This window comes from Mycolicibacterium sp. HS_4_1 (genome assembly GCF_054515875.1).
This window is the reverse complement of sequence record NZ_CM137261.1, coordinates 3,653,251-3,674,928: the sequence shown is the minus strand read 5'-3', so window position 1 is coordinate 3,674,928 and position 21,678 is coordinate 3,653,251. Positions and strand designations below refer to the sequence as shown.

Sequence of the window (21,678 nt, the reverse complement as noted above, 5' to 3'; positions counted from 1 at the left end):
AGACACGGACTATACGCGGCGAACCGTGATCATGCTCCTGCGCACGATTCTTGCCGTCATCGCGCTCGTTCTGTTCATCTGGACCGCAGCGACCGGCCGGGCGGCCGGCGGCGTCGAGTACCTGATGGTGCCCTCCGCGTCGATGGGTCGCGATATCCCAGTGGCATTCCACAGTGGTGGACCGCATGCGGTGTATCTGCTGGATGCCTTCGACGCGGCACCTGACGTGAGTAATTGGGTCACCGCTGGTAACGCGATGAATACTGTTGCCGGAAAAGGTATTTCGGTAGTGGCGCCAGCTGGTGGCGCCTGGAGTATGTACAGCAACTGGGAGATGGACGGTAGCAAGCAGTGGGAGACGTTCCTCTCCCAGGAACTGCCTGACTGGCTCGCCGCCAATAAAGGTCTGGCGCCCGGCGGGCACGGCGTCGTGGGCGTCTCACAGGGCGGCACCGCAGCACTGGCGCTGGCCGAGTTCCACGCGGACCGGTTCCGGTTCGCGGGTTCGATGTCGGGCTTTCTGTACCCGTCGGCCACCGCTCTCAACGGCGCGATAACCGAAGGGATGCAGCGGTTCGGCGGAGTGAACACACAAGCGATGTGGGGCGCGGCGCAACTCGGCCGATGGAAGTGGCACGACCCAAATTCGCACCTGCAATTGTTGATAGACAACAACATCCGATTATGGGTCTTCAGCCCTTCGACCCTCACCTGCAGCGATCCCGCTGCCATGATTGGCTATTGCGACCAAGCACAAGGCAGCAGTCGCACGTTCTACGCCAACTACAAAACTGCGCGCGGAAACAACGGCCACTTCGATTTCCCTAGCGGTCAACAACATGACTGGTCCAGCTGGGGGCCACAGCTCGGTGCCATGTCCGGCGACCTGGTCGCGACCATCAGGTAGCCAAGGAATCATGCAGGGAAGAATCATCGTTGCCGCATGTGCCTTCTTGGTTGGCTTGTCTGGCACAAACATCCAGATGGCCCGTGATCAGACTGGCGGCCCCTGTGCCGGCGCGGGCATTGTCTTGTGTCATTTCCTGCCGATCGCGCCCGACATGGATGGCGACATCGACTTGACCACGCAGTTCAATACGGGGGCCCTGCGGCGCCGCCAGATGGCGAGATTCCACGGGCCGACATCTGTGCCGCAGGGTGCGCATAGCTCCCCACTAAACACTCGGAAGGCAAACCCTATGGGCGTCCAAATCGATGTGACGGGACTGAGCAAGTCCTTTGGGTCGTCGAAGATCTGGGAAGACGTCACTTTGACCATCCCCGCCGGTGAGGTCAGCGTCATGCTGGGTCCGTCCGGTACCGGTAAGTCGGTGTTCTTGAAGTCGCTGATCGGTTTGCTGCGTCCTGAGCGCGGTTCGATCGTCATCGACGGCACCAACATCATCGAGTGCTCGGCCAAGGAGCTCTACGAGATCCGGACGCTGTTCGGTGTGCTGTTCCAGGACGGTGCGCTGTTCGGCTCGATGAACATCTACGACAACACGGCGTTCCCGCTGCGTGAGCACACCAAGAAGTCCGAGTCCGAGATCCGCAAGATCGTCATGGAAAAGCTCGACATCGTGGGTATGCCCAACGACGGTCACAAGTTCCCCGGTGAGATTTCCGGTGGTATGCGTAAGCGTGCCGGCCTGGCCCGGGCCCTGGTGTTGGACCCGAAGATCATCCTGGTCGACGAGCCGGACTCCGGTCTGGACCCGGTGCGTACCGCGTACCTGTCGCAGTTGCTGATCGACATCAACGCCCAGATCGACGCGACCATTTTGATCGTGACGCACAACATCAATGTGGTGCGTACGGTGCCGGACAACATCGGCATGCTGTACCGCAAGCATTTGGTGATGTTCGGGCCTCGTGAGGTGTTGTTGACCAGTGAGGAGCCGGCGGTCAAGCAGTTCCTCAACGGTCGTCGTATCGGTCCGATCGGTATGTCGGAGGAGAAGGACGCCGCGACTGCTGCTGCTGAGCAGGCCGCGTCGGATCTGGGTCACGCCGATGGTGGTGTCGAAGAGGTCGAGGGGGTGCCGCCGCAGATCGAGGTGACCCCGGGGATGCCGGTGCGCCAGGCGGTGGCTCGTCGTCAGGCTCGCGTGCGCTCGATCCTGCACACCCTGCCCCCGGCCGCGCAGGCCGCCATCCTCGAGGACCTCGATGCAGACTCGGCTTCCGTCGATGGCGTCCGCGCCGTCGACGAGGTCACCACCCAGCTTCCTCGCCACCGAGCGGACGGCGATGCAATCAGTGCCCACGCACTGCCGGCCTCGGGTATATAAGGGATGCGCGGCGAGGGCAGAAGAGATCATCCGGTGCATGTCCCTGAGGTGGCTGCGAGCGCAAGCGTTATGGGATCGGTTGTCTACCAATCTAAACGGCAGCGCACACGCGACACTCCTTTGCCGGCTGAATACTCGCAGAACCCGGTGCATGGCATGGCGGAACTTGTTGAGCAATGTTCCGAACTCATCGGATCGGCGATCGCGCCCGACCTGTACAAACTTGGCGGGACCGAACGCGACATCGAACGGCTGGCCAAGTCGGCGGCCTATGCGATCGTTGCGTGGTCTGCGGGGGAGGCGATCGGCGGCTAGTCCTGCGGCTTGCGGTAGCGGGGCCAGCTGCGAGGGGTAACACGATTCGCGACGATGCGATCCAATTCGACAACGTCGGAAGTGGATTCGCTCTCCACTCTGTCTATCAATCACCAGAGTTCACATGAGTAACTGACCGCGGCATGGGACCGTCCGGAGTGCTGGCGCGATGCCGCAGCTCCGTCGAGTTGACCATCAATATCTAATTGAGATTAAATATTGTCTGAGGTCGGTGTTCCGAACCGTAAAGCACGCTCAAGTCGCATCGGAGGAGTAGTTTTGTCGTCCAGCACTGCAGCCATTGAGATCAGCGGCGGGCCGTACTTCGACGGCCTGGCCGTGGGCCAAGTCTTCGATAGCGCACCAAGCATGACCCTTACCGAGGGCGCGGCCACACTTCACCAGGCAATCACCGGCAGCCGTATGCGGCTGGCCCTCGACTCACAACTCGCGGGTCCCGTCACCGGTGGAACCGCGGCATTGGCAAATCCCGCCCTCGTTTGCGACGTCGCAATCGGTCAGAGCACCTTGGCGACTCAACGTGTTAAGGCCAACCTCTTCTATCGTGGTCTGGCCTTCCATCGATGCGTCGAACTGGGTGACTCGCTGTTCACGCGCACCGAAGTTGTCGGGATGAAGCAGAACTCCGCCCGCGAAGGCCGTGCGCCAACAGGTCTGGTCGCGCTGCACATCACGACGGTCGATCAGCACGACCGACTCGTGTTGGATTTCCATCGGTGCGCAATGCTGCCGCTGTCGCCAGGCGTAGAAGAGACCGGTCACCGGGACGACTTGTCGTTGATCGGAGCCGGAGCGGCGCCGGCGGACCCGACGCACGATTGGGATGCGGCGGCATTCCGGTCGCGGGTTCCGGGTCCCCACTTCAGTCCCGAGTTGGAGGGGCGACGTTTTCGAAGTACCGGTGATGTAGTGAGCAGCGCACCGGAACTGGCACGCTTGAGCCTGAACATCGCAGCGACGCATCATGATTGGCGTAGCGGTGGTCAGCGTCTGGTCTATGGGGGTCACACAATCGGTATCGCCCTCGCTCAGGCGACCCGCCTTCTCCCCAATCTGGCCACCATCTTGGGGTGGGCGTCGTGCGACCACACGGGTCCGGTGCACGAAGGTGACACGCTCTACAGCGATCTGCACGTCGAAACGGCGACGCAGCGTGCCGACGGTGGTGCAGTACTGGGGCTGCGGTCCATGGTGTACGCGGTGGATGCGGAAGGCCGGCATGACCGCAAGGTGCTGGACTGGAGCTACACGGCGCTGATGTTCTGAGCGTCGTCGGGAGCGGTTCCGCATTCCAGACCATGTGGGAGCGCTGGTCTGATGTCGCCGGCCATTCGATCTGCACATGACGACGAGGTTGGCGCGATCCATTGATGCGAACCCGGGGTCATGCCTATGTAGCCCAGCGTGACCAATTGGGCATCGCAGTCGCGAAATTCTCTGTCAGCGACTCCACGTTTGATGATGTCGCGAATGTGGTTGTAGACCATTGCTTCTGCATGACGAAACTCTTCGGCGTGCTTCGCGGCAAGCCACTGGTCGATGTACGGGCTTTCGCTGAAGTACGCCGCCGTTCAGTGCGGATCGATCGCCGTCAGGCGTGGACGGTTCGTCGCACGTGTCGGTTAGCGGTCTCTAAACCGTGTTCGCTTCGACCGACCCGAGGTCGGTCGCGTGCTGGGCGATGCGTGCGATGGATGCGAGGGTGTAGTCCTTGGGCTGGAGCTCGGGTTCAAACCAGCTGCCGCCGTGGGTAAACAGGGCGAAGGCAAGCGCGTGCAACGCTTGTTGTCGGTAGGCGAGCCATGCGCCATCGAACATCGGCACGGTCCGTACGCCGTGGTTCTCCAAGTTTTCGAGGTAGAGGCGCAACAGGTCTTCCTGCCACTCGCGGCGGTCTTCCGTCGCCAGTGAAGCGCCCAGTGCATAGGAGAAGTCCAGCGCCCAGCTTCCTTAGGCGACGCAGGTCATCTGAACCCTTGACGCCGAGACATAATATTCATTACATTATGAGCGTCACTGGTGCAACGAGATGCGCAGGCGGTCACCTGCCAGCGGGGTCTCGGTCCACAGGGCTCGCGGCCACTCCATGTGCACAGATTCTAATTGAAATTCAACATGATCTGATGGAGGCGAGGCGACGGTGAGCTCAACGGCGCACGAGCACGAGACCGCGGTGGTCAGCGGATTGCGTGACGTATTCGCGACGGGCGGATACGCGATGGCAAAATCGGCCAAACCCGATCCCGGGATCATCTCCCCACGCTATTCGGACCTTGCGGTGAGAATCGTGCGGAAGGTGTTCTGATGCAAAGTGTTCCGAAGAATGGCTTCGCAACAGCTTTGCCGGATGCGTGGGCGTTGCCGGAGCACTTGGGCGGCCAGCTGCGTGAACCGTCTGCCCTGGTCACCGCAGAAAGGAGTGCAAGCTGATGTCTATGCCCGATGTAGTGGCGTCGGCCGGAAGGATCCACGAGTTCACCATTGAGTTGGTGGTGCAGAACCGCGAATCTGCTGCCGACGGCGTCGTGACGTTGGGCCTGACCGATCCAAGCGGCGGCGATCTCCCCTCCTGGGAGCCGGGTGCCCACATTGACCTGCTGCTCGATGAGGGGCTGGTTCGCCAGTACTCGCTATGTGGAGACCCTCGGAAGGCTGACAGCTGGCGGATCGGGGTCCTCCTCGCCCCAAACAGTCGCGGAGGGTCGCGGCATGTTCACGAGCGTCTGCAAGAAGGTACACGGATCCGGGTTCGGGGGCCGCGCAACCACTTTCCGCTGGTCGACTCACCGAAGTATCTCTTTATTGCAGGCGGAATCGGCATCACACCGATGAAGGCCATGGCCGAAAGTGCTGAGCGCCAAGGTCTTGAATGGTCGATGATCTACCTCGGCAGGAAGCGATCCACGATGGCATTCCAGCAGGAACTGTCCAGTGCGTTCGGCGACCGCATCACCATCTGGGCCGACGATGAGCGAGACGGTTTCTTTGACCTTGCCGCGGCGCTGGCAGAACCCGTCGAGGACACTCTCATTTACAGCTGCGGACCCGAACCCTTGCTTGACGCAGTCGAAAAGTGTTGTGCGAACTGGCCAGAAGGAAGCCTGCACCTAGAGCGATTCACTGCCAAAGCTGCCTCGGCAGAATCCCTGGCCGAGGCTTTGGACTCTTACCAGGTGGTGTGCCATCGGTCCGGTGTCACCGTCGAAATATCCGACGGTGAGCCGATGCTGGAAGCCCTAGAAGACGCCGGTATCCCGGTCATGTCCTCGTGCGGCGAAGGGGTATGCGGAACCTGCCGGGCTACGGTTCTCGAAGGGACGCCGGACCACCGCGACTCGCTCCTCACGGAGGCTGAACGAGCGTCTGGAAACGTGATACTGCCGTGCGTCTCCCACTCGGGATCTCAGAAGCTGGTGTTGGACCTATGACAACTATGAAGCCGTTCAGCTCTTCGCCCCGGCGTGCAGACTGCGAAATCAATTTACAGCCAACGCAACCCACCTTCGCCAATCTCTACCAGACCAAGGAGCCCACCATGACCAACTTCGCGGATGTTGATCTGGCCACCGTCGACCTCACCGACCTGGCGTACTTCCAGGACGGCCCACCCCATGAGCTGTTCGCCCGCATGCGACAGGAAGCCAGCCCCCACTGGAATGCCCTCACCGATGCTGATGAACCGGGCTTCTGGTCGTTCACCAAGTTCGATGACATCGCCGCCATCAGTTGCAATTCGGAGTTGTTCTCATCGGCGCGTGGCGGAGTCTTTTTCACCGCTGCCAAGGGCGCGGTACCCGTAGAGGTGCTGCGTGAGGTCATTCTCGGGATGGACCCGCCGCGGCACACCCAACAGCGCATGATCGTGCAGGCGGTGTTCACCCCGCGCATGATCCGGCAGATGGAAGCAGACGTACGACGTACCGTGACCGCCTTGATCGACAACGTTATCGAGAAAGGCTCATGTGATTTCGTCGAGGACATCGCTGTCGAGCTGCCCCTGATCGTCATTGCGGACATGCTCGGCGTCGCACAGGACGAACGGCGCCAGTTGTTCGAATGGACCAACAAGCTCTCTCGTTCTGCGGCCACCGGCGACGCACAGATGGGCATGGGTGCCCTTGTCGAGATCGGCGGCTATCTGACCGCGCTGACCGCGGCACGCAAGGCCAGTCCCGGTGACGACCTCCTCTCGAGAATGCTCGCAGCCGAGGTCGATGGTGAGCGCCTCTCGGAAGCCGAAATCACGTTCTTCTTCGCGATTCTGATGTTCGCCGGCAACGACACCACTCGTAACACCGCCTCTGGTGGCCTGCGCGCATTGATGGAGAATCCGGCCGAGCGCCAGAAACTCATTGATGATCCCGAACTGATCCCCGGGGCCGTCGAGGAAATGCTGCGTTGGGTGTCACCAGTCATCTACTTCACTCGTACTGTCACCGCGGATACCATCGTCGGCGGACATGCGCTGAAAGAGGGCGAGCGGGTTGCAGTGTGGTACCCGGCTGGCTCTCGCGACCCCGAGAAGAACGAGAACCCGGAAACCTTCAGCGTGTCCCGCGGCAAACCGCCACACCAGGCGTTCGGCGGTGGCGGAGCCCACTTCTGCCTGGGCAACCAATTGGCGCGGCTGGAACTGCGGGTGCTGTTCGAAGAACTTCTGCGCCGCATTCCGGACACGGAGATCAGCGGACCGGTGGCCCGGCTAGCGTCGAGCTTCTCCAACGAGCTGACCTCGATGCCGGTCACGTTCACTCCCGGTGCCAAGGAAGGCTGACAGTGTTTCCTGGAACGTACGCATTGACGACGCCCGACAAGCCCGCGGTCATCATGGCCGGGTCAGGCCGGCAAATGACCTATCGCGAACTCGATGCCAGCTCAAGACAACTCGCTGTTGCACTGGCCGATCTCGGTCTGGCCAAAGGCGACGTCATCGCGATGGTCAGTGACAACGCAGCAGAGTGCTTCACCATCTACTGGGCGGCGCTGCGGTCTGGGCTGTACCTCACGGCGGTGAACTTTCACCTCACGGCCGAGGAAGCCGCATACATTGTGAACGACTGCAATGCCAAGGTGCTCTTCGCCTCCGGTGAGCTCGGGGAACTGGCCGAGCAGATAAGGGCATCGGTCCCAGGCGTTGGACATGCATACACCTTCGGGGTGCAGCTGGCTGGATTTGATTCTTACGCTGGTCTTTTGGCTTCGGCCGGTGATCGCACCCTCGCGGATCAGCCTCGCGGCAGTGACATGTTGTACTCCTCGGGCACCACCGGCCGCCCGAAGGGGATTAGGCCGCCATTGCTGCCGATTCAAGTCGACGAACCGGGAGACGCAATCACCGGGTTGCTGGGTTCGGTGTTTGGCGTCACCGCTGACGACGTGTACCTATCACCGGCTCCGATCTACCATGCAGCCCCGCTCCGCTGGTGCGGTGCTATTCAGGCTCACGGCGGCACTGTCGTGGTGCTGGAACGGTTCAAAGCCGACCGAACGCTGGCCGCAATCGAACAGTACGGCGTGACTGCGGTTCAGGTGGTGCCGACGATGTTCGTGCGAATGCTGCAGATGCCGGCGGCGGAGCGCGAGTCCTACGACGTTTCGAGTCTGCGGCTCGCCATCCACGCGGCCGCGCCTTGCCCTGCCGATGTCAAGCAGGCGATGATTGACTGGTGGGGACCGATCTTGGTCGAGTACTACGCTTCAACGGAAGCCTGCGGATTCACCGTCATCACATCCCAGGAGTGGTTGACCAAACGGGGTTCGGTTGGCCGCAGCATGCTCGGACCGGTGCATATCTGCGATGATGCCGGTGTTGAATTACCCTCTGGTGAAGCTGGATTGGTGTATTTCGAGCGGGACGTGCGTCCGTTTGAGTACCACAACGATCCGGTCAAGACCAAAGAAGCCGAACACCCCGACCACGACAACTGGACCACCGTCGGCGATATCGGCTACGTCGATGCGGACGGCTACCTTTTCCTTACCGACCGGAAATCGTTCATGATCATTGCCGGTGGAGTGAACATCTACCCGCAGGAGGTGGAGAACGCACTTACGCTGCATCCGGCGGTGTTCGATGTTGCCGTGATTGGGGTGCCGGATCCTGCTCTGGGACAACAGGTTAAGGCGGTTGTTCAACCGCGTGACGGAATCGTGCCGACCGACGATTTGGCCGAACAGCTCATCGCCCACGCCCGAACGAAGGTAGCGGCTTTCAAAGCTCCCAAGACCGTGGACTTCGTCGATGCCTTGCCCCGCACCCCAACCGGCAAGCTGGTGAAGCGCGTCCTCGTCGACCGGTATGCGTCACCGCCAAGGCGATAATGCCGGCACGGCGCGTCGCCAGTATCGACGACTTTTTCGACGCCGCCTTGAGTCTCCTTGTTGCACAGGGGCCCAGGAGTCTCAAGGTTGCGGCGATTTGTTCGGAGCTGGGCGTGACGACGGGGTCGTTCTACGGTCACTTCTCGGGCCTTGATGCTTTCGTCGCCCAGCTGCTAGCGAACAGGTTGTCATGTCAGGATCGCGGTCTCTTTGAACTCGCACAATCGGTCGGCGAGCCTGAAGAAGTTCTGGCGCAATTGCGCCGCCTGCTCAGCGTCCCACCACGTTCAGATGAGACAGCGTTGCGCGCGTGGGCTTCCCATCATGCAGTCGCTGCTCAGCTGCAGGGCCGCCTTGACCGTGAACGCCGATCGGCCTTGTCTGCCATCCTGTGCAAGATCGTTCCGTCGGATCAGTGCCGACGCGTGGCCGAGATCGGCATGGCGCTACTTGTCGGGTACCAGCACCTGTACATCGATGCTGATGGGAACGATTGCGCTGGCATATTCGACGAGTTCGAAGCCATGATCCTGCGGCGCTATGTGACTGGACAACCGCTGGTTGAAGCGAATCAAATGTAGAATCCATTATGGAAGATGCCTGTGCTCAGTCCGGCCGTCTGAGTTCGTCGCAACGTTGTCACCGAGGACCTTTGATTCGTCCTGGTGTTCAGCCCGGTGACGAGATGGTATTCGGCGAATGGTCATTGATGTCGAGCAGGAGGTGCGACGAGTGCGACTGTTGGTTACGCGGGAAGACTATTTCGCTGCGGCGATGGAGCTTTTGGCGTCCGGGGGAGCAGGTCGCCTCAAAATCACCACGCTCTGCAAGGCTCTCAACGTCACATCTGGATCGTTCTACGGCTACTTCGGCAGTTTTGACGGGTTCGTAGCCGATTTCCTAGCGCATTGGGAGCAATCGCAGACTGAACGAATCGGCGAATTATCGAATGCGCCAGCTGATCCCGTGCAACGCGTCCGCTTGCTCAAGAAATTGACGGCGAGGCTTCCGCACGACGCCGAAGCAGCAATCCGAGGATGGGCGCACACGAATTCTCAGGTGGCAGAGGCGCAAAAGCGCGTCGATAGCCGTAGGCAGGAGATCGTCGCAACGGCCATCCAGCCTGGAGTCGGCTCACGTCGCGAGGCCACCAAGCTGGCGTTTCTGGGATTGACGTTGCTAGTTGGTTTGCAGCAGTGCCGTTCGCCGGTAACGACGAGGGACTACAACCTGCTGTTCAACGAGTACGAACAGATCCTTAACGACCGGATCGCCGAGCGTACGGCCGAACGGCGAACGCAGGCCTAAGGCGCTGCGGGTGTGTGCCAGCGACCTACCTTAGGCCGCTGAGCCCGAGCCCGGTGACGCGAATCGAAACGCTGGTCGTCGAAGTTAGCCACGTGGCATGAGTCGCAGCGCAGGTGCCGCTGCATGTCCACTGTCGTGGGTGCCGACCAAGATGCTCGACGATCTGAGCCTGGATTTCGCCAACAAAAGACCTCGATGGTCTTCGACCCGGTCCTGCCGGCCCGGCGAGGAATGATGCGTTGCCAACCGATCGGTCCGATTCCGACGAATGTCATCGGGCGGTAGAGCATCTCCAGCGCAACGATCTTCGTGGCACTTGCTCAAGGGAGGTCGTCATTCGGTGCAACTTTCGCCGGAGAACGCCGGTACTTGGCTAGTGGACGTTGCCGACGTCAGCCCGGATGCCCAACGCCCCTTCGAGAACCCCCAGCTCCTCGCCGGTGTACACGGCAAGCTTTTGCATGTGCGGCATGGAGTCACGGCATCCCGTGAAGCTGACATTGGCGTGACCGGCGTAGCTCGACATGGTGATATTCAAGGCTTGTCCGTGGAACAGTACCGACGGGCCGTAGATGTTCTCTACCTTGGCGCCGTTGAAGTACAGCGTCTGCCTCGGCCCGACAACATTCGAAATGACCAAGTTGGCCGCTGGGGGTACATGCCCTCCGAGGCCTAGAATGATCTGCGCCATGTAGGGGCCGGTCAACAGCATAGTAAACGGTGTGACTGCGCCGTCAGGAAGCGCTTCTTGAACGGCTTTGGCAGCCTGCGTCGAACGGTGAACGGCTTGCAGTCGTTGGACGGGATCGCTGATGTCGGTGTGTAGCCGTGCATAGATGAAGCCGATCTGGTTTCCCACGGCACCTGAATCGTTTTTGCGAACATTGACGGGTACTTGCCCGATGATTGATCGTTTCGAAAGCGCGTCGAGCTCAGCCAGGTAGCGACGCAGGGCGCCGCCGCTGACCGACAGGAAAACATCATTGATCGTGACGTCGGCAGCTTTGGCAAGGGCTTTGAACCTGCCAAGGTCGTAATGCTGTGTGGCAAAACGCCGTTGAGCACTGACCCTCCCGTTGAAGATTGCCCGTGGGGCCTGGAATGGTCCCGTGAGGTCTCTACCTTTGCCCAGCACAATCTTGGATGTCATTCGTGCAATTGCCGAGACGGCGCTGCCGGCGTTGGCGGCAGCGTGCACGATTCCACCTGCCAAATCCCCAGCGCCATCAACTACCTGTGCAACCCCGGTCGGTATGCTCTGGCCGTCCTCTTGGGCGAGGGGCGTCGGGGGATCGGCCTTCGGCCGGTCGTCAGGTCGGGGTTTTCCTTTGACCCCAACTGTCCAGGGTGGTAGCAGGTCCCGTGCGACAGGATCGCGAGTCATGACCTTCTCGATCAGCGATGTGGCGCCCATGCCGTCGAACTGGCCGTGATGCAGCTTCATGTACAAGGCAAACCGCCGGCCTTCGAGGCCATCGACCACGTAGCACTCCCAAAGCGGACGGCTCATGTCCAAAGGGTGAGAATGCAGTCGCGAGATCATCACGCCCAGCTCGCGTTCTCCGCCTGGTGCGGGCAAAGCCAAGTGGCGGACGTGGTGGTCGAGATCAATCTGGTCGTCGCTAAGAACCTCCCAGTGGGGTGTCGGAGTTCGGCGAACGACGTAGTTGAAAGGCGCGGCGTACGTCCTGGACGCCCTCCACTGCTCGACGAAGTCCATGATGAACGTGTCGGGCGCGTCCGGCGGCGGGGTGAAGATCAGCAAGGGCCCCACGTTGGCCGGCGTCTGGGGCGTCTCGACAAAGAACCACGCCGCGTCCATCGGGCTCAACGGGATTTTCTTGTGGCTTGACATGTCAACTCCCGGAATCGCCTGTCGGATGGCTGGTGATTGTGACGTCTATCGCAGCGCCCATTCGATGTGACTGAGCGCACCGCACCTTGTATAATATATATTAAAATATGAGTACTAAGATCGATGTAATGCATATCTCGTCGCCGGTCGGCGCCTCTGGCTGGCTGCTCATTATGCCCTGTCGTATAGGAGATTATCTGGTTACGGTGAATGCACCGGCCTGTTGAAAGCGACGGAGATCAGATCCATGAGTAAATCGATTTGGCGATAAAAATATCGTGCTTGGTCACCGCCGCGAGGTGGTGGCGACACAGTGAAAGGCGGCCACGATGCGTGCGTTGTTGTGTGAAGGCGAATCTCTGGACTCGCTGAGCGTGCGGGATGTCCCCGATCCACTTCCAGCGCCGGGGCAGGTGATCGTCGAGGTGCAGTCCGCATCAGTTGATTTCGTGGACACGCTTGTCGTCCGTGGTCAGTACCAAGTTCCGATACCGCGGCCCTTCATACCGGGTAACAACGTGGCCGGCGTTGTGGTGGAGGTCGGACCTGAGTCGACGAGGTTCGCGGTCGGCGACCGTGTTCACGGGATGGCGTTCGTCGGAGCGTTCGCCGAACGGGTTGCGGTAGCGGACTCACAGCTTCGGCCGACGCCCGATGGGCTCAGCGCCGAGTTCGCGTGTCTGACGGGCGCTCCGTACCGGACTGCCTATGACTCAATCGTCTCCAAGGGCAACCTGTCCAGCGGTGAGGACCTTGTTGTGCTGGGCGCTTCCGGCGGTGTCGGCAGCGCCGCTGTCCTGATCGGTAAAGCATTGGGAGCGAGGGTGATCGCGTGCGCGTCGACGCCTGAGAAGCTGGCCTTCTGCGCCAGCCTCGGCGCGGACGAAGGCATCCTCTACAACGAACCGGACTTCAAAGACGCTCTTAAGGCCACATGTAAGGGCGGCGCGGATCTCGTGCTGGACACCGTCGGTGGTGATTTCTCCGAACAGGCGCTGCGCGCCACCGGCTACGGCGGGCGATTCGTGGTGATCGGATTCGCCGCTGGCGCCCCGGCGCGGATCCCGTCCAACTTGATTCTGTTGAAGGGGTCGAGCGTCATCGGCTACGAGATCGCCGACTTCGAGCGCAGGGAGCCTGCACGCGCTGCTGTGAACCGCAGGGAACTCGAAGAAATGCTGGCCTCTGGGACAATCACACCACCCATCACGGGCCGCTACAGCTTGGACCGCGCGGCCGACGCCGTGCAAATGGTGGCTGGCCGCGACAAGCTCGGTGTCACCATCTTGAAACTGGCCTAGCAGCGACCGAGCCACCGCCCGCTGTAGGAAGGGAAGTGCACATGACCACCGACATTCGTGATGTCGTTAGATCCCGCCGGTCCGAACAGTTACCTGACGACGCGGCCCAAACGCTCGAACATCTACTCGCAGTCCGAGTCAGCTGCCGCGCGTTTACCCCGGAACCCGTTGCCGAACAGACGATTCGACGGATTCTCTCTGCAGCACAACTCACGCCTTCGTGGTGCAACAGCCAGTCGTGGCGGGTAGCAGTAGTCAGCGGAACAGCAACGGATCGGCTACGCACTGCTCTGCTCAGTGCGGCATCCAGAGGCCAGACTGAGAAGCCGGACATCCCATTTCCGCGCGAATACCGGGGCGTGCACCGGGATCGGCGACGTGAGAGCGGCTTTCAGCTCTACAACGCGCTAGGGATCGAACGCGGCGACGGTCAGCGCCAACTCGAGCAGACGCTGGAGAACTTCAGATTCTTTGGCGCACCGCATGTTGCGATCATTCACACCGATGAGGCGCTGGGCCCATACGGGGCAGTGGATTGCGGTGCATACGTCGCCAACTTCGTGCTCGCGGCTGCCGCCCACGGGGTGGGCAGCATCGCGCAGGCCGCATTGGCGATGTACCCTAGCGTCCTTCGCGACACTCTCGGACTGACATCCGATCGCACGATCGTCTGTGGAATCTCCTTCGGCTATGCAGAACTTGAGCATCCGTCCAACAGCTACCGCACGACACGTGCCCCGATCGACGAGGTAGTCGATTGGATTACAGCGTGATCGCCGCGTCAGCCGTGCCGGTCACCCGATGTCTCCGCGTCGACACCGACAGCCGCGGGATCGGGTGTAGTTTCAACCGGCTGCATCTTGTGATGCCTTGCACGGCTGGCCCGACCGACCGCGACCACGGTCCCTACGTGCATAAAAATGCCCGCCTCGAAGGGGCATGAGTTGTTTGGGTTCGAGCGCGTCCTCATAGGCCGTCGGCGCCAGATCCGGGACGGTGATTGTGTTCTGGAGGGCGACGATGAACAGCACCGGTGTGGGCGGGATCCGCTGGGCCCAGATTCCTGCTTTGTAGGGTCGGGCCGCCAGGGTGGACCGTACGGTGGCCTGTTGACCCGCGAATTTCGGGCCTTCGGATGTGTTCGGAAGTCCATGGCGTCCTTGCTCGTGCCCGCCCACACGGGCTGAGACAGGCCCCGGGCCAGAGAACGACTCGGAGGAGCGGCGCTCCGTCGCCTCAAATTCGACGGCGACCCCGTGGCGGTCGCAGAGATGCGCCGGATCATCTTTCATCTGGCGGCGGGGCGCACCACTGGGCTAGGGGCGCCTGCGGGGCGCGCCGCTGCTCACATCTACGCTGTGTGGGACAGCTGTTAGCTCTGTGGCAGCTGAGGGCAGTGGGGTTGTCGGTCGGCCATTTGCTGCCTGGGTGACAGATAGAACCCGTAGGTGACAACTAAAACCGGTAGTCACAGCTGGGCACGGCCCGACGGCGCGTCGCCGCAACTTGTCGGTGGCTGGTGCTAAACCGGTAGTTGAAGCGCGACACGCCCCCGGGTGTGATGTGCGACACGCCGAGAGTGTGTCTCGGCATCAGCCTTACGACCTGGGAATTTCACGAATGTTGTTCAGAACATCTTGTATCTGTTCGGTTTGTCGCACACTAGGTGTAGTGTTTGACGGACCGACAGGCCCCAACACATCGAGGGTCGGCCGGGGCCGGAAAGTCAGTCGGACGAGGATTCTCGGACGTTCTGACGGGGTGGCCCAGGGCGACCGGAGATGCGGGAATTTCAGGGATTGCCGGGCCGCTGATCCGGATGGGGATATATCAGCGGAAAGCGATACCCCGTCAGTTGCCAGCCATGTTCAGTTCAGCTTCCAGGCCTTCGAAGAGGAGTCGTACCGAGATGACCGTCACCGTGTACACCAAGCCGGCATGTGTGCAGTGCAACGCCACCTACAAGGCGCTGGACAAGGCGGGCATCGCTTACGAGAAGGTCGACATCAGCATCGACGACGAAGCTCGTGAGTACGTGCTGGCGCTCGGTTACCTGCAGGCCCCGGTCGTCGTGACCGACAGCGAGCACTGGTCGGGCTTCCGCCCGGACCGGATCAAGGCGCTCAGCAATGAGGAAATATTGTCATCTGATGCAACATTGGTTGGGTAGCAATGTTGTCCGTTGTAGCAGGTCGGGCGCCGGGGGGTGAGACTTCGGCACCGATTGCCGGTGGTCAACACGCCCCCGATGTCCAACGCATCAATGATGCATCTGTTACAACATGTGTCGTGACCAATAATCTCGAAGGCTCGGCCGAGCGTGTATCGGCGCCCAATGTTGTCCATCTCGAACCGCAACGAGCGATGTTCGAGGCCATGTTGCAGGGCTGGGAGAAACAGCAGCGAGCGCGGTTCTTGAAGGATTCCACGATCGCGCCGCGCCTTCGGCTGGTGCGCCGTTTCGCGGAGTTCTCGGGCCTTTATCCGTGGCAGTGGACGCCGTCTGAGGGTGAGGCGTGGATCAGCGAATTGCGTTCGGGCTCTTCGCCATTGCGGTTCTCGACGGCACGTAACTATGAGATCGACATTCGGGTCTTCTGCGAGTACCTGCTTGATCAGCGGTACGGCTGGTTCGCTGATTGCGCGCAGCAGTTCGGGCAAACCCCGCAGCAGGTCTTCCACGACGACAACTCGATCCTGCACGTCGGGGAGTACGAAGGTGATCCGTCACGGCGCCCGCTGACCTACGACGAGGTTCAGGCGCTGTTCGACGCGGCCGACGGCCGAGTCGAGACGATCCGTTCACGCGGCCGCAAGGGTGCGATGACGGCTCTGCGCGATGCAGCCATGCTGAAGTTCATCTACGCCTACGGGCTGCGCCGCAACGAGGCCGCTCACGCCGATGTTGTTGACCTGCGCCGCAATTCGAAGATGGGCGACTTCGGCAGGTTCGGATCGTTCACGGTCCGGCACGGCAAAGCCTCGCGCGGAGGACCGGCGAAGCGGCGCACCGTGCTCACCGTCCCCGAGATGAGCTGGATCGTGGACATCCTGGACCACTATCTGACCGACGTGCGCCCGCAGTTCCCGGCCGACAAGAAGCCCGCGTTGTGGCTGACCGAACGTGGTACGCGGATCGGCGCCCGGACGATCAACACCGTCTTCACCGAGGTGCGTGATCTGGCCGGCATCGATCCCACGCTGAATTTGCACTGCCTGCGCCACTCGTTTGTGACGCATCTGGTCGAGTTTGACTACCCAGAGCGTTTCATTCAGGAGCAGGTTGGCCACTCGTTCTCCTCGACGACCGCCGTCTATATCGGTGTGTCCAACGAGTACCGCAACCGGATTCTGTCGAACGCCATGCACGCCCGCTACGGCGACGAGCTCGGACCGAGGCCGCCGCAATGAGGACCATGGACTATGCGTGGCACCTGCGCACCAAAATGGCTGAACGCGGGATGTTTTCGACGACCGACCTGCAACCGCACCTGGCGGATCGGGGCGTCGCGCTCTCCCGTGAGCAGACCTATCGCCTGGTCACCGGCCAGCCGCAACGACTGAGCATGAACACCCTGGTTGCGTTGTGCGACATCTTGGACTGCACCCCGAATGACTTGATCGAACCGCGCGTCACCGAAGCATCACCGCGCAAGGCCGCCGGTGGCGACAACGTCACTGCGATCACAACGCGTCGCACCACCATCAAGCGGCCGGGGAGCGGATCATGAGCGTCGCTGCGCCCCCGAAACACGTCTGCGCCCGCTGCGGCCGACTGGCCGAGCGCGCTGCGCGCACTCCTGGTGGTGGCATCTGCAAACGGTGCTACCGCAATGACCCCGCGCGGATGGAACAGTGCTCGGTCTGCGGACGTTCCAAGAACCCGTCACGGCGCACGGCTGACGGAAAACCGTTGTGCAGCAACTGCGCTCGCCCCAAGTATGTGTGCTCAGGATGCGGCCGACTCGATCACGCCAAGAAGATCACTGCCGAAGGTCCGCTCTGCCAGCGCTGCTACACAGCGCCGCAGCGTCAGTGCGGCAAGTGCGGACGCGTCCGAAAAATCGCGGTGCGCGTGCAGCAGGGAACAGTTGACCTGTGCCATCGCTGCGCGCACACCCGCGAATTCGTGTGCAGTCTGTGCTCGAAAATGCAACCCGTACATACACATTGGCCACTCGGCCCGGTCTGCATCCCCTGCTACAAGCGGTCAACACAACACCCCGCGACATGCGCCGGTTGCGGCACGGCCAAAGTCCTCATCGGACGCACCACTGCAGGCGAGCTGGCCTGCGGACCCTGCGTCGGCAGTTCCACCGACTACGTCTGCACAACGTGCGGCCAAGCCGGACCGCAACACTACGAAAACACCTGCCTGAACTGCTCCATCGTGCGCATGACACGCGAACTGCTGACCTCGCACGACGGAACCATCAGTCAGGATCTCGCTGGACTGCCGGACGTTCTCGCCCAGCACGGCCGCGCCGATTCGACGATGCGCTGGCTCATCAAGGCGCGCACCCAGCATTTCCTGCGCCTACTGGCCAACGCCGACGGCGAGTTGACCCACGCCGACGTCGACGCTTGCCCACCCGGATACGCTCGCCACTACGTGCGTGCGCTACTCGTACGGGCACAGATCCTGCCGCGTCGCGACGAGCAACTCGAGCGGTTCGAAACCTGGATCGACGAATACACCGCAGCTCTACCACCGCACCAGGGCGCGGTGTTGGCGCCCTACGCCCGCTGGGGCGTGCTGCGCACCGCCCGACGTCGGGCCGCCCGCCGTGGATTCACCACTTACGCAGCCGATTCCAGCCGCGAACGCATCCGCACGGCGCAGCGCCTGATCGAACACCTCGAGGCATCCGGACACCAGATCGGTGAGCTGACCCAGGCGATCCTCGATGGCTGGACGGCCGGTAACCGCGAGCGGACCAAGAGCATTTCCGGCTTCGTCACCTGGCTGGGCAAGCGCGGCATCGTCGACGGTGTGACTGCCCAACGGATCCAGCGCCAGTGGCCCAGCGAGATCAGCGACGAGACCGAACACCGGCAGCGAATCACCGACCTGTTGGACATGTCCACAGACATCGAGCTGTCCATCCGAGTGGCTGGGCTGCTGGTGCTGCTCTATGGTCCGCGATTGGTTCAGATCAAGGCGCTCACCACGGCCGATGTTGGCATCGACGGCAAGCGGACCCACCTGGCGCTGGCGCAACACCCGATCGAGCTACCCGCACCCGTCGGCGAACTCGTCAGTCAACTCGCCCGCCAAGCATCGGACAACCCGCGAGCAAGCACGCCCGACGGCGACGCCTACCACCTGTTTCCCGGGGCACGGCCCCATGAGTCGATCCACAGCACCACGCTCAGCGTGAAGCTCACAGCCGCCGGCATCCCAACACGTCTCAGCCGCAACTACGCCATGGTCGCCCTCACCAGTGATCTGCCCGCAGCTGTCGTCGCCACCCAGCTCGGCCTCAGCGCATCGGCAACCACGATGTGGGCCAAGTTCGGTCAACAAGACCAATCCGAATATCTACTCGCACGCCAGCAGGCCCGATGAAATGAAGGAGAACAGTGCCGAATACAGCACACACGAATATAGACCGTCCGCCAGTCACCGTGGCGGTCACCGCCTAGAAACCACTCAACCGGGGGAGGAGAAGGAACAGTGAGCAATCTCGTCTACTTCTCCAGCGTGTCGGAGAACACCCACCGCTTCGTCCAGAAATTGGACTGGCCGGCCGACCGTGTCACTCGAATCCCCCTGCACGGCCGTATCGAGGTTGACGAGCCCTACGTCCTGGTGCTGCCGACCTACGGCGGCGGCAAGGCGACCCCGGACATCAACAACGGCGGCTACGTGCCCAAGCAGGTCATCGCATTCCTCAACAATGAGCACAACCGGTCGTTGATCCGTGGCGTCATTGCCGCGGGCAACAACAACTTCGGTGCCGAATTCGCCTACGCGGGCAATGTCGTTTCCCGTAAATGCGGTGTTCCGTACCTGTATCGCTTTGAACTCATGGGGACCCCGGACGACGTCATCGCCGTTCGTGAGGGTCTGGAAGATTTCTGGAAGGAACTCTCGTGCCACCAACCGTCACAGCTGCAGAACCGGTAGCCGTCACCGCTCACGCGCTGCCCGGGGAGAGCGACTACCACGCTCTCAACGCGATGCTCAACCTGTACGACGCGGACGGCAAGATCCAGTTCGACAAGGATGTGCTCGCGGCGCGGGAGTACTTCCTGCAGCACGTGAACCAGAACACGGTGTTCTTCCACAGTCAGGACGAGAAGCTCGATTACCTGATCGAGAAGGAGTACTACGAGCGCGAGGTGCTCGACCAGTACAGCCGCAACTTCGTCAAGCAGCTGCTGGACCGGGCCTTCGCCAAGAAGTTCCGGTTCCCGACGTTTTTGGGCGCGTTCAAGTACTACACCAGCTACACGCTGAAGACGTTCGACGGTAAGCGCTACCTGGAGCGGTTCGAGGACCGCGTCGTCATGGTGGCCCTCACGCTGGCCGCCGGTGACACCGAGCTGGCCGAGAAGCTGGTCGACGAGATCATCGACGGACGGTTCCAGCCGGCCACCCCGACGTTCCTCAACTCGGGCAAGAAGCAGCGCGGCGAGCCCGTGTCGTGCTTCCTGCTCCGCATCGAGGACAACATGGAGTCCATCGGCCGCTCCATCAACTCGGCGCTGCAGCTGTCCAAGCGCGGTGGTGGAGTTGCGTTGCTGCTCAGCAACATTCGCGAGCACGGCGCGCCGATCAAGAACATCGAGAACCAGTCCTCGGGCGTCATCCCGATCATGAAGCTGCTGGAGGACTCGTTCTCCTACGCCAACCAGCTCGGTGCCCGTCAGGGCGCGGGTGCGGTCTACCTGCACGCGCACCACCCGGACATCTACCGCTTCCTCGACACCAAGCGCGAGAACGCCGACGAGAAGATCCGCATCAAGACGCTCTCGCTGGGTGTCGTGATCCCGGACATCACGTTCGAGCTGGCGAAGAAGAACGAGGACATGTACCTCTTCTCGCCGTACGACGTGGAGCGCGTCTACGGGGTGCCGTTCGCTGATATCAACGTCACCGAGAAGTACTACGAGATGGTCGACAACGGCGCCATCCGCAAGACGAAGATCAAGGCCCGCGAGTTCTTCCAGACCCTCGCCGAGCTCCAGTTCGAGTCGGGCTACCCGTACATCATGTACGAGGACACGGTGAACCGGGCGAACCCGATCGCGGGCAAGATCACGCACTCCAACCTGTGCTCGGAAATCCTGCAGGTGTCGACGCCGTCGCTGTTCAACGAGGACCTGTCCTACGCCAAGGTCGGCAAGGACATCTCATGCAACCTCGGCTCGCTCAACATCGCCAAGGCGATGGATTCGCCGGACTTCGCGCAGACCATCGAGGTGTCGATCCGGGCGCTCACCGCGGTGTCCGATCAGACCCACATCTGGTCGGTGCCGTCGATCGAGCAGGGCAACAACGACTCTCACGCCATCGGCCTGGGGCAGATGAACCTGCACGGCTACCTGGCGCGCGAGCAGATTCACTACGGCTCCGAAGAAGGCATCGACTTCACCAACATCTACTTCTACACCGTGCTGTTCCACGCGCTGCGCGCCTCGAACCTCATTGCGATCGAACGCGGTACGAAGTTCGGCGGGTTCGAGAAGTCGAAGTACGCCTCGGGTGAGTTCTTCGACAAGTACACCGAGCAGGAGTGGACGCCGAAGACCGACAAGGTGCGTCAGATCTTCGCCGATGCCGGCATTCACATTCCGACGCAAGATGATTGGCGCTCGCTGAAAGAATCAGTGCAGGCGCACGGCATCTACAACCAGAACCTGCAGGCCGTCCCGCCGACGGGCTCGATCTCGTACATCAACCACTCGACCAGCTCGATCCACCCGGTCGCCTCGAAGATCGAGATCCGCAAGGAAGGCAAGATCGGTCGCGTTTACTACCCGGCGCCGTATCTGACGAACGACAACCTGGAGTACTACCAGGACGCGTACGAGATCGGGTACGAGAAGATCATCGACACCTACGCCGCGGCCACTCAGCACGTGGACCAAGGGCTTTCGCTGACGCTGTTCTTCAAGGACACCGCCAGCACCCGCGATGTCAACAAGGCGCAGATCTACGCCTGGCGCAAGGGCATCAAGACGCTGTACTACATCCGGCTGCGTCAGATGGCTCTGGAAGGCACGGCCGTGGAGAACTGCGTCAGTTGCATGTTGTGAC

Annotated in this window: 23 protein-coding genes and 1 pseudogene; 18 read left to right on the top strand and 6 right to left on the bottom strand. The window is 61.5% G+C overall.

Annotated features, from left to right (window positions below; genetic code table 11):
* Nucleotides 1-31 precede the first annotated feature (31 nt).
* Entirely contained in the window at nucleotides 32-907 is an 876-nt protein-coding gene (locus tag ACX12F_RS17620) for an alpha/beta hydrolase-fold protein (RefSeq protein WP_459370402.1), read from the top strand.
* On the opposite strand, the gene ACX12F_RS17615 is transcribed toward ACX12F_RS17620, so the two are convergent.
* Complete coding sequence (locus ACX12F_RS17615) at nucleotides 900-1,136, bottom strand: hypothetical protein (protein WP_459365799.1); 237 nt, start codon at nucleotides 1,134-1,136, stop codon at nucleotides 900-902. The two genes, ACX12F_RS17620 and ACX12F_RS17615, sit on opposite strands and share 8 nt — an antisense overlap.
* Nucleotides 1,137-1,199: 63 nt before the next feature.
* Here ACX12F_RS17615 and ACX12F_RS17610 point away from each other — a divergent pair, with 63 nt between their 5' ends.
* The 3 genes from ACX12F_RS17610 (at nucleotide 1,200) to ACX12F_RS17600 (ending at nucleotide 3,893) form a co-directional block, all read left to right on the top strand.
* Entirely contained in the window at nucleotides 1,200-2,291 is a 1,092-nt protein-coding gene (locus ACX12F_RS17610) for an ABC transporter ATP-binding protein (RefSeq protein WP_459365798.1), read from the top strand.
* A gap of 69 nt (nucleotides 2,292-2,360) precedes the next feature.
* Nucleotides 2,361-2,606, top strand: coding sequence for a hypothetical protein (locus tag ACX12F_RS17605; RefSeq protein WP_459365797.1), 246 nt, complete (start codon nucleotides 2,361-2,363; stop codon nucleotides 2,604-2,606).
* Nucleotides 2,607-2,885: 279 nt separating this feature from the next.
* Nucleotides 2,886-3,893, top strand: coding sequence for a MaoC family dehydratase (locus tag ACX12F_RS17600; protein WP_459365796.1), 1,008 nt, complete (start codon nucleotides 2,886-2,888; stop codon nucleotides 3,891-3,893).
* Here the strand turns inward: ACX12F_RS17600 and ACX12F_RS17595 are convergent.
* On the bottom strand, nucleotides 3,872-4,114 hold the full coding sequence (locus ACX12F_RS17595; protein ID WP_459365795.1) for a TetR-type transcription factor C-terminal domain-containing protein: 243 nt from the start codon (nucleotides 4,112-4,114) through the stop codon (nucleotides 3,872-3,874). The two genes, ACX12F_RS17600 and ACX12F_RS17595, sit on opposite strands and share 22 nt — an antisense overlap.
* A gap of 145 nt (nucleotides 4,115-4,259) precedes the next feature.
* Nucleotides 4,260-4,496 (bottom strand): hypothetical protein, encoded by a 237-nt coding sequence (locus tag ACX12F_RS17590; protein ID WP_459365794.1) that lies wholly within the window; start codon nucleotides 4,494-4,496, stop codon nucleotides 4,260-4,262.
* A 271-nt stretch (nucleotides 4,497-4,767) separates the two neighbouring features.
* On the opposite strand from ACX12F_RS17590, the gene ACX12F_RS17585 reads away from it, so the two are divergent.
* The 6 genes from ACX12F_RS17585 (at nucleotide 4,768) to ACX12F_RS17560 (ending at nucleotide 10,256) form a co-directional block, all read left to right on the top strand.
* Nucleotides 4,768-4,932: a hypothetical protein gene (locus ACX12F_RS17585; protein WP_459365793.1), complete on the top strand. Its 165-nt coding sequence runs from the start codon at nucleotides 4,768-4,770 to the stop codon at nucleotides 4,930-4,932.
* Between the two features lie 124 nt (nucleotides 4,933-5,056).
* A complete protein-coding gene (locus ACX12F_RS17580; RefSeq protein ID WP_459365792.1) occupies nucleotides 5,057-6,055 on the top strand; it encodes a PDR/VanB family oxidoreductase in 999 nt (332 codons plus the stop codon).
* A 107-nt stretch (nucleotides 6,056-6,162) separates the two neighbouring features.
* A complete protein-coding gene (locus ACX12F_RS17575; RefSeq protein ID WP_459365791.1) occupies nucleotides 6,163-7,401 on the top strand; it encodes a cytochrome P450 in 1,239 nt (412 codons plus the stop codon).
* Nucleotides 7,402-7,403: 2 nt separating this feature from the next.
* Nucleotides 7,404-8,948: an acyl-CoA synthetase gene (locus ACX12F_RS17570; RefSeq protein WP_459365790.1), complete on the top strand. Its 1,545-nt coding sequence runs from the start codon at nucleotides 7,404-7,406 to the stop codon at nucleotides 8,946-8,948.
* Nucleotides 8,948-9,529 carry a TetR family transcriptional regulator gene (locus ACX12F_RS17565; protein ID WP_459365789.1) on the top strand — a complete coding sequence of 194 codons (582 nt, stop codon included), beginning with the start codon at nucleotides 8,948-8,950 and terminating at the stop codon, nucleotides 9,527-9,529. Before ACX12F_RS17570 ends, ACX12F_RS17565 begins: the two co-directional genes overlap by 1 nt.
* Before the next feature lie 118 nt (nucleotides 9,530-9,647).
* Nucleotides 9,648-10,256, top strand: coding sequence for a TetR/AcrR family transcriptional regulator (locus tag ACX12F_RS17560; protein ID WP_459365788.1), 609 nt, complete (start codon nucleotides 9,648-9,650; stop codon nucleotides 10,254-10,256).
* Between the two features lie 188 nt (nucleotides 10,257-10,444).
* Here ACX12F_RS17560 and ACX12F_RS17555 read toward each other — a convergent pair.
* Nucleotides 10,445-10,570 (bottom strand): annotated as a pseudogene (locus ACX12F_RS17555) (DUF445 domain-containing protein); the annotation flags it as partial.
* 59 nt (nucleotides 10,571-10,629) lie between these two features.
* Nucleotides 10,630-12,111 carry a WS/DGAT/MGAT family O-acyltransferase gene (locus ACX12F_RS17550; RefSeq protein ID WP_459365787.1) on the bottom strand — a complete coding sequence of 494 codons (1,482 nt, stop codon included), beginning with the start codon at nucleotides 12,109-12,111 and terminating at the stop codon, nucleotides 10,630-10,632.
* A gap of 329 nt (nucleotides 12,112-12,440) precedes the next feature.
* Between ACX12F_RS17550 and ACX12F_RS17545 the strand changes: the two genes are divergently transcribed.
* From ACX12F_RS17545 to ACX12F_RS17525, 5 genes are all read left to right on the top strand, one after another.
* Complete coding sequence (locus ACX12F_RS17545; RefSeq protein WP_459365786.1) at nucleotides 12,441-13,412, top strand: NADPH:quinone oxidoreductase family protein; 972 nt, start codon at nucleotides 12,441-12,443, stop codon at nucleotides 13,410-13,412.
* Between the two features lie 41 nt (nucleotides 13,413-13,453).
* Nucleotides 13,454-14,185: a nitroreductase gene (locus tag ACX12F_RS17540; protein ID WP_459365785.1), complete on the top strand. Its 732-nt coding sequence runs from the start codon at nucleotides 13,454-13,456 to the stop codon at nucleotides 14,183-14,185.
* Between the two features lie 1,136 nt (nucleotides 14,186-15,321).
* The gene (nrdH, locus tag ACX12F_RS17535) at nucleotides 15,322-15,582 is read left to right on the top strand and encodes a glutaredoxin-like protein NrdH (RefSeq protein ID WP_043987589.1); all 261 of its coding nucleotides are present in this window, start codon (nucleotides 15,322-15,324) and stop codon (nucleotides 15,580-15,582) included.
* 194 nt (nucleotides 15,583-15,776) lie between these two features.
* Nucleotides 15,777-16,823, top strand: a complete 1,047-nt coding sequence (locus ACX12F_RS17530) for a tyrosine-type recombinase/integrase (RefSeq protein WP_079481836.1) — start codon at nucleotides 15,777-15,779, stop codon at nucleotides 16,821-16,823.
* A complete protein-coding gene (locus tag ACX12F_RS17525; protein WP_043988434.1) occupies nucleotides 16,820-17,143 on the top strand; it encodes a helix-turn-helix domain-containing protein in 324 nt (107 codons plus the stop codon). The genes ACX12F_RS17530 and ACX12F_RS17525 overlap by 4 nt, the downstream gene beginning before the upstream one ends.
* A gap of 218 nt (nucleotides 17,144-17,361) precedes the next feature.
* On the opposite strand, the gene ACX12F_RS17520 is transcribed toward ACX12F_RS17525, so the two are convergent.
* On the bottom strand, nucleotides 17,362-17,517 hold the full coding sequence (locus tag ACX12F_RS17520) for a hypothetical protein (RefSeq protein WP_162563331.1): 156 nt from the start codon (nucleotides 17,515-17,517) through the stop codon (nucleotides 17,362-17,364).
* A gap of 291 nt (nucleotides 17,518-17,808) precedes the next feature.
* Here ACX12F_RS17520 and ACX12F_RS17515 point away from each other — a divergent pair, with 291 nt between their 5' ends.
* The 3 genes from ACX12F_RS17515 to nrdE all read left to right on the top strand — a co-directional run bounded on the left by ACX12F_RS17515 (nucleotide 17,809) and on the right by nrdE (nucleotide 21,677).
* Entirely contained in the window at nucleotides 17,809-18,981 is a 1,173-nt protein-coding gene (locus tag ACX12F_RS17515) for a hypothetical protein (RefSeq protein WP_043988433.1), read from the top strand.
* 108 nt (nucleotides 18,982-19,089) lie between these two features.
* A complete protein-coding gene (gene nrdI, locus ACX12F_RS17510) occupies nucleotides 19,090-19,542 on the top strand; it encodes a class Ib ribonucleoside-diphosphate reductase assembly flavoprotein NrdI (protein WP_459365784.1) in 453 nt (150 codons plus the stop codon).
* Nucleotides 19,509-21,677, top strand: a complete 2,169-nt coding sequence (nrdE, locus tag ACX12F_RS17505) for a class 1b ribonucleoside-diphosphate reductase subunit alpha (RefSeq protein ID WP_459365783.1) — start codon at nucleotides 19,509-19,511, stop codon at nucleotides 21,675-21,677. Before nrdI ends, nrdE begins: the two co-directional genes overlap by 34 nt.
* The last annotated feature ends 1 nt before the right edge of the window (nucleotide 21,678 follow it).